General features: G+C 69.3%; 7 protein-coding genes. 1 reads left to right on the forward strand and 6 read right to left on the reverse strand.

What is annotated here, in order from left to right; all coding sequences use genetic code 11:
* Positions 1-58 precede the first annotated feature (58 nt).
* On the forward strand, positions 59-1831 hold the full coding sequence (locus MJO54_RS20225) for a hypothetical protein (protein WP_064889649.1): 1773 nt from the start codon (positions 59-61) through the stop codon (positions 1829-1831).
* 18 nt (positions 1832-1849) lie between these two features.
* Here the strand turns inward: MJO54_RS20225 and MJO54_RS20230 are convergent, their stop codons facing one another.
* From MJO54_RS20230 to MJO54_RS20280, 6 genes are all read right to left on the reverse strand, one after another.
* Positions 1850-2446: a hypothetical protein gene (locus MJO54_RS20230; protein ID WP_052741372.1), complete on the reverse strand. Its 597-nt coding sequence runs from the start codon at positions 2444-2446 to the stop codon at positions 1850-1852.
* A 30-nt stretch (positions 2447-2476) separates the two neighbouring features.
* Positions 2477-3745: a phosphoribosylamine--glycine ligase gene (gene purD, locus MJO54_RS20235; protein WP_046286851.1), complete on the reverse strand. Its 1269-nt coding sequence runs from the start codon at positions 3743-3745 to the stop codon at positions 2477-2479.
* A 129-nt stretch (positions 3746-3874) separates the two neighbouring features.
* Positions 3875-11386, reverse strand: a complete 7512-nt coding sequence (locus tag MJO54_RS23675) for a PE family protein (protein WP_275564472.1) — start codon at positions 11384-11386, stop codon at positions 3875-3877.
* Between the two features lie 591 nt (positions 11387-11977).
* Positions 11978-12853, reverse strand: coding sequence for an SDR family NAD(P)-dependent oxidoreductase (locus MJO54_RS20270; RefSeq protein WP_046286452.1), 876 nt, complete (start codon positions 12851-12853; stop codon positions 11978-11980).
* Positions 12850-13275, reverse strand: coding sequence for a carboxymuconolactone decarboxylase family protein (locus MJO54_RS20275; protein ID WP_046286453.1), 426 nt, complete (start codon positions 13273-13275; stop codon positions 12850-12852). The genes MJO54_RS20270 and MJO54_RS20275 overlap by 4 nt, the downstream gene beginning before the upstream one ends.
* Positions 13275-14153, reverse strand: coding sequence for an NAD(P)-dependent oxidoreductase (locus MJO54_RS20280; protein ID WP_046286454.1), 879 nt, complete (start codon positions 14151-14153; stop codon positions 13275-13277). The genes MJO54_RS20275 and MJO54_RS20280 overlap by 1 nt, the downstream gene beginning before the upstream one ends.
* Positions 14154-14157 lie beyond the last annotated feature (4 nt).

The raw sequence follows: 14157 nt of genomic DNA on the forward strand, positions 1-14157 counted from the left end.
CAACTGATTCTGAGTGCCATTAAATGCCAGTCCAACCGAACCAATTGGAAGGCCTGTGATGACAAATCGACGACTCCAGACGGCCACCGTTGCTGCCACCGCCGGCGGTGGGCTGATCACCGCAGCACTCATGCAAGCCGCGCTGGGCGCTGCCGCCCCGGGCGACAACGCCTTCACCATCGACGGCACCGTCTTCGACCCGATCACCTCATCCGGCACCAAGGGCTTTGACCCGGTCGGCCCTCTCAGCCTGGCTCCCCCGCTGCTGGGCCTCGGTGGCGGGTCGGTGAGCATTGGACCCACCAGCTTGGACCTCGCCCCGCAGATCTTCGATTTGTACAACGGCACCGAATCGCTCGGCAGCATCAGCACCAACGAAACCGTCGCCAACCTGCTGGGCATGTCCAACACCGCATTCACCGTCCTCGACATCACCCCGGCCGATGGCGTCGAGGCCTCGGCGCTACCCGCGAAGGGAACGGTCTACGACGTCCTCAACCTGGGCAATGGCTTCTACAACGTCTATGTCGCCACCCCCGGCGCGAACGGCACCGTTACCGACACCCTGGTGACACCATTCGGCAACACCGACCTGAGCGCGCTGTTCGCCGACATGAACGCCGCCAACCCACTGCAGCCGGGTGACGCGTTCACCCCACTGCAGGTTGGAGACAGCAGTATCGGCGCCGACGCCTTCACCATCGGCGGCTTCACGTTCAACCCGTTCAGCACCGGGGAGGACGGCACGGTAACCGAGGGCTTCACGCCGGTCGATTCCCTCGCCGGCTTGCCGCCGCTGCTGAATCTCGGCGGCGGCCAGCTGGTGTTCAGCCTGGGCTATCCCGAAACCCAGCCGCAAGCCTTCGCCCCGCAGGACTTCGAGGTCTACGGGAGCAGCGGCAGCGAGCTCGGCAGCGTCCAGACTGCGGTGGACGTGGCGAATCTGTTGGGCATGACGAACACGCAGTTGATCATCCAAGGTGTAACCCCTGTCGATGGCGTGGAGGCCTCGCAGCTGCCGGTACTGGGGTCGGTTTACGACGCCTTCAACCTCGGTGGCGGCTGGGTCAATGTCTACACTGCGACGCCGGACGTCACCGTCGACGGCGTCGTCACCCCCGGGACTGTCCATGACACCTTGGTCACGCCGTTCGGCAATTTGAACCTGGACTCGCTGTTCGGCGGCATCAATGCCGCCAACCCGCTCGACCCGGGTGACGCGTTCACCGGGCTGCAGGTCGGCGACCCGAGCCTTGGCGATGACGCATTCAGCCTCGGCGGCTACATCTTCGACCCGACTCTGGGCTTGACCGGCTCGGACGAGGGTTTCAACATCGTGCCGTCGCTGCTCGGCGTCGGGCCGCTGCTGAGCCTCGGCGGAGCCTCGGTGGGCATTGGTGGCGGTACACCGATCGACTTCGCCCCGCAGGTCTTCACTGTCTACGACGACTCCGGTTCGAGCCCCACCGACCTCGGGAGCATCACCACCGGCGTGAATGTGTCGAACCTGCTGGGGATGGCCAACACCGAGTTCACCGTGGCAAGTGTCGCCGCTGCCGACGGGGTGGACGCCGCGCTGCTGCCCGCGGCCGGAACGGTCTACGACGTCCTGAACTTCGGCGGTGGTTGGCAGAACATCTACATCGCCACACCGGGCGACGACGGCACCATCACCGACACGTTGGTGACGCCGTTCGGCAACATCGACCTGAGTTCGCTGTTCGGCATCTTCAACGCCGCCAACCCGCTCGACCCGGGCGACGCCTTCACCGGTCTCGACGACGTCGGCGCCATGTTCGCAACGGACCCACTGGCCCTGTTCGGGCTCTGATCGGTAACCCCAGCAGGGTTACTGGCAGAGCTTGCCCAGCGCCGTGATGTGCGAATCGAGGTCATGCCCCAGCTGCTCGCGCTCCGTATTCGGTTGCCCGACAAGGTAGCTGAGGTTCAGACGCTCCAGCGCACCGGCCATCTTCTGGGTGGAGTCCACGATGTCTTGCGGCGTCGCGGGGTCCGCCTCGAGCCGGCCACGCAGGTAGGCCGCACCCGCAGTGAGCGACAACCGCGCGTTGGCGGCCACCGCGAGCTGGGCGACGGGGTTCTCCGGGTCCGGGTTCTTCATGTGCATGTTGTTGGCCACCGCTTGGCGAGCAAGCACGACCGCACCGCACACGTCCTTCTTGGCGTCGTTGACCTGCTCGCTGCTGAACTTGGCAGAACCCCCGGCGGACGAGCCACCGGACGGCCACAACGCAGCCACGGCCCCACCACCGATGAGGCCGGCAACCAGTCCGACCGCCGCAGCGATCAGCAGGGGACCGGTGCTCGACTGCGCCGGGGCCGGGGCCGGGGTGGGAGCTGGCCGCCGTTTCGCCGTGCCGGCACTTTTCGCCGGGGCATCCTGCTCTTCGGATCCAGTGGACTCCGGTTCATTTAGGTCAGCCATGGCACCCAGGATAGCGGTAGCCTCCTGCGGTCAGATCTGGATCTTCCCCTCGGCGGCAGCCGCGCCGATGTCGCTGCGGAAGTGGCTTCCCGGCAAGCGAATTGAGTCGAGGATCCGGTAGGCGTCGGCACGCGCGGCATTCAGGTCGTCTCCGACGCCCACCACCGACAGCACCCGCCCGCCGGAGGACACCACCGCCCCATCGTCACGGCGTGCGGTACCGGCGTGCAACACCCCGTCGCCCTCGGCGCCCACAATCACGTCTCCGACACGCGGCCGGCCGGGGTAGTTCTCCGCTGCCAGCACCACGGTCACTGCCGCCGCATCCCGCCAGCGCAACACCCCGAACTCACTCAGCCCGCCGGTAGCGGCGGCATGCAGCAACTGCCCGAGCGGCGACTCCAGCAGTGCCAGCACCGCTTGGGTCTCCGGATCGCCGAAGCGGCAATTGAATTCGACCACTGCCGGCCCGGTCGACGTCATCGCCAGACCGGCGTACAGCAATCCGGTGAAGCGGCTGCCGCGCCGGAGGAGTTCGGCCGCGACGGGCTCGACGACGTCGGTGACAATGCCGGCCGCAGCCTCGCGAGACAACCACGGCAACGGTGCGTAGGCGCCCATGCCACCGGTGTTGGGCCCGCTGTCGCCGTCGCCGACCCGCTTGAAGTCCTGTGCCGGCAGCAGCGGCACCACGGTGGCGCCGTCGACGATGCAGAACAGGGACAGTTCGGGGCCGTCCAGGAAGGATTCCAGTAGCACTGGATGCCCGCTGTCGAGCAGGCCGGCGGCATGCGCCCGGGCGGCAGCCCGATCCGCCGTGACGACGACACCCTTGCCGGCGGCCAGCCCGTCGTCCTTGACCACCCAGGCCGCCTCCCCGGCATCGGGACCGAACCGGGTCAGGGCGGCGTCCAGGTCAGCGGGGCTGTCGACGATCTCCGAGCGGGCGGTACGCACGCCGGCGGCGGCCATCACGTCCTTGGCGAACGCCTTGGAGCCTTCGATGCGGGCGGCATCCTGCGACGGCCCGAAGCAGGCGATCCCGGCGGCACGCACCGCATCTGCCACACCCAAGACCAACGGCACCTCTGGCCCGATCACCACAAGGTCGGCCTCGACGTCGCGGGCCAAGGCGGTGACCGCCGACGCCGAGGTGATGTCGATGTCTCGTTGCTCCGCCACCGCCGCAGTACCGGCGTTGCCGGGGGCGATCACCAGGTGATCGACCTTGGGGTCATTGCGAAGGGCTAGGAGTAACGCATGTTCCCGGGCGCCGGAACCGATCACCAGGACGCGCATGGGCGCTACTCCTCTCTGAGTTCGCCTCGCTTCGTCATCGGCGAGGCGCGAGACAAAGGATATATAGCGTCAATCCCTGCGGATGGCGCTGCATACCTCTGGCCGCGTACTGCCCGGCCGGTAAACGGGTCAGGCCGGGGCGCCCGATGCGCCAGCCTGGCCGCCAGAACCGGCCTGGCCGCCAGAACCACCTGTCCCAGCGGCTCCGGCCGTGCCGCCCGCGCCGCCCACTCCTGGGCTGCCGCCGTTGACCCCGGAGACTCCGTTGGCACCGTTACCGCCGACGCCTCCGTTGCCGCCGTCGCCGTTCTGGCTGCCCTGCGTAGTCGCACTCCGGCCGTCTAAGGCGTCCGGGCTGCTGGTGCCCGCGTCTCCACCGGCCCCACCGGCGCCGCCGATGCCGCCGGTGCCGTTGTTGCGATAAATATCGCCGTCCGCACCCGCTCCGCCGTCGCCGCCGTAGGCACCGTTGCCGCCGATTCCACCAGTGCCGATGCTTCCGGCGTTTCCGCCGTTACCACCGCGCCCGCCGTTACCGCCGTAGCCGTTGTTGGCGTCGATCCGGCCGGCCCGGCCGTTTCCACCGGTACCGCCGTTACCGCCGGAACCAGCCTGGCCAGTGGCAGCGCCGGCATTGCCACCGTTACCGCCACTGCCACCGTTTCCGCCGTAGCTGTTGTTGGCGGTCGAGGTGCTGTCAGCGCCGTTGCCTCCGTCGCCTGCATTGCCGCCACTGCTGACGATCGGTCCGGCAGTGCCGACCGATCCGTTCTGCCCGCCGTTGCCGCCATTGCCGCCATTGCCGCCGTAGCCGTTGTTGTAGCCCAGCTGACCGTCGTGGCCATGACCACCGTTGCCGCCGTTACCGCCGGCGCCGGCCTGGCCAGTGCTGTTCGCGGCGCTTCCCCCGGAGCCGCCGTTGCCGCCGTTGCCGCCGTAGCCGTTGTTGTAGCCGACTTGGCCGTCCGCACCGTCTCCACCGGCCCCACCGGTACCGCCGTTGCCCACCTGGCCGGCTGACCCCACCGTCCCGGCCAGCCCCCCGGTCCCGCCGCTTCCGCCGTTGCCGCCGTAGCCGTTGTTGTAGCCGACTTGGCCGTGGGCACCGGCGCCACCATCGCCGCCGACACCGCCGTTGCCGGCCGTACCGGTGCCGTTGCCAGCGTTGCCTCCGAGACCACCAGTTCCGCCCCTGCCGCCTTGGCCGTTGTCGTACGTCACGCTGCCGGCCGCGCCGGTTCCGCCCGCACCACCGTCGCCGCCGTTGCCGGCTACACCGCCGTGGCCGACAGTCCCGGCCACTCCACCGGTTCCGCCGTTGCCGCCCTGAGCTCCGGTGCCACCGTTGTAGCCGCGCACGCCGTCAGCGCCATCGCCACCGGTACCACCAGTACCGCCGTTGCCGACCTGACCGGCGACTCCTCCGGCGTTGCCGCCGTTACCACCGGTCCCACCGGTGCCGCCGTAACCGTTGTTGACGCCGAACTCGCCCGTGGCACCCGCGCCGCCGGCACCGCCGTTGCCGCCGTCACCGACCTCGCCGTCCGAGCCCATGACCGACCCGCCCAGGCCACCCTTCCCGCCGGTGCCACCGTTACCGCCGTTGCCGCCGCGGCCGCCGCCGGACTGCATGCTGGTGGCATCCGCGCCGTCGGCTCCGTTGCCGCCGGTGCCGCCCGTGCCGCCGTTGCCGTGATCGCCCCCGTTGCCGCCGTTGCCGCCGGCGCCACCGTTGGCCGCGGTCTGGCCCGCGGTGGCCGGCGGAGCCGGCGTGTAGCCAGCGCCGCCATCGCCGCCGTTTCCGACAATGACGCCGGAGGGGGCACTGCCGGAGGTACCGGCTTGGCCACTGCCGTTCGAGCCGACTCCCGCCGTACCTGCGGCGCCACCGTGCCCGACGTTGCCGCCGTTACCGCCGTTGCCGCCGGTGGTGTGGGTGGCGATCCCGGATGCACCGTTGCCGCCGTCGCCGGGGTTGGCGCCATTACCCCCGCTGCCGGCATTGCCACCTGTGCCCTGCGCTCCGGCGTTGCCGCTGCCGTTGTTCAGTGCGCCGGCCGCACCACCGTCGCCACCGTTTCCACCCTGACCGCCGGATCCGCCGTTGCCGCCGTTGCCGCCGTTGCCGGTCCCGCCGTTGGCGAAGCTGCCGGTAGCTCCGTCATTGCCCTTGCCACCGGCACCACCGCTAGCTCCGTGACCGCCGTTTCCTCCGGAACCCGCATTGCCGGCCTGGGTGCCGCTCGCACCGCCGGCGCCACCCTGACCGCCGGATCCGCCGGCGCCGCCGGCGTTTCCTGACGCCCCTGGATTCTGGGCGTCGGCGCCCTGAGCACCAGCGGTCCCATCGCCACCGTGGCCACCGTTACCGCCATTGCCGCGGTCACCGCCATTGCCGCCAGCACCACCGTTACCGCCGTTGGTGCTCGCTGCAGCGTGGTCGTCGCTGCCGGCGTCGTAGCCGTTTCCACCGTTGCCTCCGTTGCCGACGACATCGGTCACACCGCTACCGGCCAGCCCCTCTTGGCCCGCAGTGCCAGTACCGGCGCTGCCGCCGGTCCCGGCCGCGCCACGCTCTCCACCCGCGCCGGCCGCACCGGCGTTACCGCCATTACCTCCCTTACCGCCTGCGAGGTGAGCGGCGTCACCGGTCTTGCCATCGCCGCCATCGCCGGGCGTGCCGGCGCCGCCGCCATGACCACCATTGCCGCCGCTCCCGTTGGCGCCTGCCACGCCGCCGACTGCCGTGGAAGCTCCACCGTTGCCGCCATGGCCGCCGGCACCGCCGGCACCACCGTTGCCACCGTCGCCGGCATTGCCGCCGTGGGCACCCGCCTCGGCGTTCGCGTCGCCGGCTGCGTCGTAACCGTCGCGGCCGTCGCCACCGTTGCCACCCTGGCCACCGTTGCCGCCGTTGCCGCCGGCGCCGCCGACTGCACCGGTTCCCCCATGACCACCGGCCCCTGCTGCGCCGCCCCTGCCGCCTTCTTGACCGTTGTCGCCGAGGTTGACTGCGTTGAGGCCCTGATAGCCGTTGCCGCCATCGCCGCCGTCACCACCGTTACCGCCGTTGCCCTGCGTGCCGTCGAACCCGCTGGCACTGCCGTCGGCGTTCCGGCCGCCGGCTCCGGCCGCGCCACCGTTGCCGCCGTTGCCGCCGTTGGTCCCGGCGCCGCCGTTGCCACCAGGCGCGGTCGCCTGGGTGCCATCAACACCGTCAGCGCCCCGACCACCAGTGCCGCCGTTGCCGCCAACACCGGCGGTGCCGTCACTGCCGGCAGCGGCCTGGCCGCCCCGACCCGAGCCACCTACGCCACCAACACCGGCATCGCCACCAGCGCCACCCGCGCCACCGGCCTCACCATCAACCGAAGTGTTGCCATCACTTAGACCATCACGGCCCGCCGCCCCATCGGTGCCATCCGCACCACTGCCGGCGTTACCACCAACACCACCCAGGCCCGCCAAACCATCACTGCCGGCCGCACCATCAGCAGCCCGCGTGCCATCACCACCAACACCACCAGCGCCCGCAGTGCCCGCCACACCACCGGCACCACCATCGCCACCAGCACCACCAGCGCCACCATTGCCGCCATCAAGACCAGCACCGGACTGCTCAAACCCACTACCCCCGCGACCACCGGCACCACCATCGCCACCGTTGCCACCACTGCCCGCGTTACCACCCACGCCACCAACACCGGCAACACCACTGTTGGCACCAGTACCGGCAACACCACCAGAACCGCCCGCACCACCATTGCCACCACGCGTACCAGCAGTGCCATCGCCACCGTCGCCCCCGGCACCACCGTTGATCGAACCCGCCACACCCGCAGCACCCTCAGAACCAGCACCACCACTGGCGCCGACCCCACCATTAGCGCCATGACCGCCGGCACCACCGACACCACCATTGCCGCCATCACCATCAGCAGCGCGGCTAACCCCATCCGCGCTCAGACCACCCTGACCACCATTGCCACCAGCACCACCATTGCCCCCGGCAGTGCCATCGATTGCGCCGTTGGTGCCGTCAACACCGTCAGCACCCCGACCACCAGTGCCGCCGTTGCCGCCAACACCGGCGGTGCCGTCGCTGCCGTGGGCGGCGGTGGTGCCGTTACCACTGTCGCCGCCGGTACCGCCGGTGCCGGCGTTGCCGCCCTTGCCGCCGTCTTGTCCGGCATATCCGCTGGTGTGGTTGGCGTCGCCGTTGGCGCCGTTAGCACCATCAGCGCCGGCACCACCATTGCCGGCGTTGCCACCGACACCACCAACACCGTGGGCGCCGGTGGAGCTACCGGTGCCGCCGAGTCCACCGGCACCACCAGCACCACCATTGCCACCGCGGGTGCCATCGGCACCCGGGGTGGCCCCATTATGGCCGTTGAAGCCACTGCCCCCACGGCCACCAGCACCACCAGCACCGCCAGCACCCTGCTCGGCCGTGGTCACACCGTCAGCTTGCAAGCCACCCGCGCCACCGTTGCCGCCGGCGCCGCCGGCACCACCAGCAGTCCCATCAGGGTTTTGGGCGTTGCCGTTGAGACCATCGAGGCCGGTACCACCCAGGCCCCCGGCACCGCCCTTCCCGGCGGCACCGTCACTGCCGTTGGCGGCGGTGGTGCCGCCACCACTGTCACCACCGGCACCACCGATACCGGCGTTGCCGCCGGCGCCACCGTCTTGCCCGGCATACCCGGCCGTGTGCTCGGTGGTGCCGTTCGCGCCGTTGGCCCCGTTAGCGCCGTTGCCACCATTGCCGGCGTTACCACCGACCCCGCCAGCACCGTGAGCACCCTCGATCGTGCCGGTACCCCCGGCACCGCCGGCACCACCAGCACCGCCATTGCCACCACGGGTGCCCTCAGAGCCCGGGTCATCACCGTTAGCGCCGTTGAGGCCGTTACCGCCGCGGCCACCGGCGCCACCGGCACCACCATTACCGGTCGCGGCTTGCGTGGTGCCGTCGGCCTCTAGGCCGCCCTGGCCGCCGTTTCCGCCGGCGCCACCGGCGGCGCCGGCCGTGCCATCAGGGTTCTCGACGGTGCCATTGACCCCATCAAGACCCGTACCACCGCGGCCACCGTGACCACCAATCCCGGCGACCCCATCAGCACCACTGGCCGAGGCGCTGCCACCACCACTGTCACCGCCGGCACCACCTTTGCCGGCGTTGCCACCATGGCCGCCGTCTTGGCCGGCGAACCCGCCCGCATGCTCGGCATCACCGTTGGCGCCGTCGCCACCATCAGCACCGTGACCACCATTACCACCATTGCCGCCCAGGCCACCGACACCGTGAGCACCGTCGATCGAGCCGTGCCCACCGGCACCGCCGTTGCCGCCGGTACCCCCATCACCCGCATGGGTGCCGTCCCCACCCGGGACCGCACCGTTGACACCGTTGAACCCATTACCGCCGGCGCCACCATCACCACCAGCACCACCCACACCTTGGGCGGCCTGCGACCCATCCGCGAGCACACCCCCGACACCACCATCACCACCGGCACCACCGTGGCCACCCGCAGTGCCATTAATAGCCTCGGCGACACCATTAGTGCCCAAGAAACCGTTACCACCGGCACCACCATTGCCGCCGGTACTGCCCGCACCATCGAGCCCGTCAGCACCCGTGCCGGTGCCGTCACCGTTGGTGCCGCCGATGCCGCCGGCACCGAAGTCCCCACCCTTGCCGCCGGCACCACCATCACCGGCATCCGGGTGCTCGGCGCTGCCGGCCGCACCCGCACCACCGGCACCCGCGGTCCCGGCGTTGCCACCATCACCAGCCGCCCCGCCCGCACCCGCGCTACCGGCGGTGCCATGCGCCGCAGTACCGGCCGCACCCCCGGCACCACCATTACCGCCGGCCCCACCACTACCGGCGTCACCACCGGCACTACCCGTGCCATCACCGCCATTAGCGAACGAACCGGTGGCGCCATCAGCGCCGGAGCCCCCGCCTCCCCCGGCCGCGCCCTTACCCCCAGCACCACCGTTGCCGGCGTTACCGGCCACCGCACCACCGGAGCCGCCGGCACCACCATTGCCGCCATGGCCACCATTGCCACCGGAGATCCCCGAGCCACCCGCCGTGCTGGCATCAGCACCAGCAAGACCGGTGAAGCCATTACCGCCCACACCACCAGTGGCGCCGTTGCCGTGCGCACCACCATCACCACCGGCACCGGCATTGCCCCCGGATGCGCCCTCACCATTAGCCAACACCCCGGTACCGTGACCGCCGTTACCGCCGACCCCACCATGGCCACTGACCCCTGCCGGAACCAGGCCATCAGCACCCGGACGGCCCGCGTTGCCCCACATCCAGGACATGAACTTCTCACCGGCAGCACCACCAGCACCGGCGATCGTGCCGACCTGCCCACCCGCGCCACCATCGCCACCATTACCGCCACCAAGGGCACCGTCACCACCAAGGCCACCGGCGCCACCATCACCGGCCAGGCCCGCGTTACCGCCGACCCCACCATTGCCGGCCGCACCGAAGTGCCCACCCACACCACCAACACCGCCACGGCCGCCGGCGCCACCATCGCCACCCAGCCCACCGACACCACCATTGCCGCCCAGAGCATCGAGGCTGATCGCGCCGGCGCCACCAGCACCACCGGTGCCCCCGGTGCCCCCGGCGCCACCGGCCCCACCCACGCCGCCGATACCGAGGACGAAGCCGGCCGCACCGCCCGCGCCACCATTGCCACCCAGGCCACCAGTGAGGCCCTCGGCGCCCGCAGTGCCATTAAGGGCACCCAGCACCCCATCAACCCCGGCCACACCGGTCGTGCCCGCCGCGCCCGCACCCCCAGCACCACCAGTGCCACCAAACCCGAACAGGCTGATCACATCACCGCCGGCACCACCATTACCGCCAGCAACCAACACATCCAGTGACGCCCCACCCGCACCGCCGGTGCCGCCATCACCGAACAACCAACCCCCCGCACCCCCAGCGCCACCATCGCCACCATCGGCACCCACACCACCAGTGCCGCCATTGCCGAACAAGCCCGCAGCACCACCGGCACCCCCCACCCCGCCAGCGATCCCAGCCACCCCCGCAGCACCAGCACCACCATCACCAAACAAAAACCCGCCATCACCAAGGTTGCCGAACCACCCCGACGACCCCAACAACGAATCATTGGCCCCGGCGAAGCCATCAACACCGTTACCGATCAACTCCCGACCGAACAAGTCCACAAAAGGCTGATTGATCAAGTCCAAAAACTGCTGGTTACCAGCAATAAAGTCCTGCGTCAGGTTGTACAACGGCAGATACAAGTCATCGTGATAGAACGACGCCACCGCCACATCGAACTGCTCAAACGCCTCAAACAAGAAGCCGCCCGCATCCGCCGCCCCCGGATCGGCCCACCCCGACCACAACACCGAACCCGGATCCGACAACTCCGACCAAAACACCGGATCCAAGAAATCAAAACCATCCGCCGACGCCACCGGCACCGACCCTGCCCCAAACGCCAGAAACGCCGCCACAACACTCGACGCACCCACCACACGCCGACCAGACGAACGAAGAACATCGCCGCACACCTGCTGGCCCATCGAACGGCCAAGGGCCTTGCTGTTGTGCTGACGAGTCACGTCTTACCTGCTCCCGGAACGGCGTGTCCTCAACCTGAGGAAGCGGACAGATTCCGCGAAGACGGAAGCTACCGACGAGTAGCGGGACCCGCCACTCGAAAACGGAGAGAAGTGTCTTGTCGTGGAAAACTCGCGACCTAAACAGCCCTAAAACGCCTGGTCGCGTTCACATCGGGAATGAAGTCCATCACTATGGACTAAAAAAGTGAAATCACTCATAGGCTTACTAACGGAAACGTCAATTTAGCCCGAGAAAGGTGGCCCCGATCCTTCGAAGTCCGACAAATTCGGGCCGCGCCTGAGGCGCCGCGGTGACCCGGCGGCGACTTTCGTCCACTTGTGCGCCATCTTCGCCACCAGGGGATTCGGCCGCTGTTCCGGGCCGAGCAGCGAAGATGAGGCTGCCAACGTCACCGCTAGCACGCCCCTGCGCCAGCCACACCTGGCTCTCAGATCCCGCCGGGTCGCGCTTCGCAGTGGACCAGACAACCACGCCCCAGAAGCACCGAACGAGTCATGCCAGGTGCGATGACACACGAAAGCCGCTGTACATCCGTGGCGACAGCATCAAGAAGCGACGGCCCCGCTGTGTCAGCGGCTCGCCACCATGGTGTGCAGTTCGTCGACGGTCCAGGGCGAAAAACGCTGGTGATCGCGGTATCCGAGTACCGCGGGGACCGGCCGTTCGAAGCGGCCCAGGAAGCCTCCCGAGGCCAGGAACACCGATCCGCTCACTTCAGCTGACAGGTCGCTGGCCAGGTAGGCGTACAGCGGGGCGACGTAGTCGGCCGGGGCCGGGTCCAGTGAAGCCCGCATGCTGATCTCATCCAACAGGCCTCTGGCGTTCAGGTCGCGGATGTGGTTCTCATAGTCGTCTCCGGTGGACAACCGGGTCTTCGCACCGGGGCAGACCACATTCGCCCGCACCCCGTGGGGCGCGAGCTCCGCGGCCACCGCCACGGTAAGGCCGTTGATCGCGCCCTTGCCGGCGGGATACCCGGTGCCGCCGTAATCACCGAGAAACGCCACCGACCCGCTGTTGATGATCGAGCCGCGGCGCTGCTCGACCATGATCGGCGCGGCCGCCCGGCAGGTCTGAAAAGCGGTTCCCAAATGTGCGTCGAGCAGATCCTGGAATTGCTCGGTGGACACCGACAGGATCGAGGAGCCAGGGGGTTCGGCGACGCCGGCGCAGTTGATCAGCGCGTCGACGCTGCCGTACTCCTCCCGACAGGCCTGGACCAGCGCTCCGGCGGTCGCCTCGACATGGGCCGCACCGGCCAGGCCGACGGCGCGCCCACCCGCTGCGATGATCGCCTCGGTGGTGTCCTGCACCGCTCCCGGGTCCCGGCCGTTGACCACCACGCCGGCACCGCACGCCGCCAGCAGCTGCGCCACCGCTCGCCCGATGCCGCGGCTGCCGCCGACCACGACGGCTGCCCGTCCGGCGAGCAGGGTGTCGGTCACTCGCCCTTCTGCTTATCCAGCACGGCGGCGACGTTGGCCTTCTTGTCCTCGCCCTTGCCCGCGGCGGCGGCCTTGTTGCGCTTGGCAATCACCTTCTCCACCACGGCGTTCAGCCCGGATCCGCGTGGGAAGCCGACGTAGTGGGTGATGAAGATGGCCATCTCGCGCAGCTCGTCCTCGGTCAGCTCGCCGTTGTGCAGCGCGGCGTTGACCTGGATCTCGGCCAGGTCCTTCTCCCCCACCGCGGTGACCACCGTCAGCGTCATCAGCCGCTTGTCGCGCATGGAAAGCCCCGGGCGGCTCCAGATCCGGCCGAACAGGTGATCGGCGGTGAGCGCGAAGTACTCACCCGGCATGTCGGGCATATCCCAGGCGTAGACCTCGTTCATCTTGGCCAGCCCGGTACGGCGCAGTTCGTCCATCAGATCTCTCCTAGTCCTTCCGAGTGCGGCACGCCCAGACCGGCGGCGAGTTCGGCGAGCGCCACCTGGGCGAGCGGCAGGTCGACTCCGGTGGCCTGTCCCAATCCCAGTGCGAGGCTGAGGTCTTTCTCGCCGAGTCCGCGAGTGTGGCTGAGCGGTTGATACAGGAAATCTTCCGGCTGCAGAGGGGTGGTGGTGTCGCGGAACATGACCGCACCCGGACCACCGGTCAGCGCATCGGTGTGGCGAACCACCCGGCCCAGCGCTTGCAGATCGAGTCCGGCCGCCTCGGCCAATTTCATGGCTTCACCGGCCGCCGCGTACGCGGTGAACGTCAACATGTTGCGCGCCAGCTTCATTCGGGTTCCCGCGCCGGGCTCCCCGGCGTGGATCACCAACGATGCCCACTGCTTGAATGCCGGCTTGATCTGCTCGTAGACCGCGCGATCGGCACCGACCATGGTGGCTAATTGGCCCTTCTCGGCCGCCCCGGCACCACCGCTGACCGGTGCGTCGACGACGTGAATGCCCTGTGGCTTGAGTTCCTCGGCCAGCTCGGCGGCCGTGGTGTCGGCGATCGTCGAGTGGATCGCGATGACGGTGCCCGGCTTCGCCGTGGGCACCAGTTCGGCGACCACCTGGCGGACCTGGGCATCGTCGAGCACGGTGATGCTGATGATGTCGGCGTTCGCCCCGACCTCGGCGACGCTGCCGGCGACGCCGGCCCCGGCCTCGGCCAGTGGCGTCATCGCCTCGGTCCGCAGGTCGAATATCGTTACGCCACCAGGCCAGTCGACCAGACGCTTGGCCATCGGCGCACCCATATTGCCGAGGCCGATGTAGCCGAGGCGGGGTTGTTCTTCCGGGGCTACAGTCATAAGT

The organism is Mycolicibacter virginiensis (genome assembly GCF_022374935.2).
GTDB lineage: Bacteria > Actinomycetota > Actinomycetes > Mycobacteriales > Mycobacteriaceae > Mycobacterium > Mycobacterium virginiense.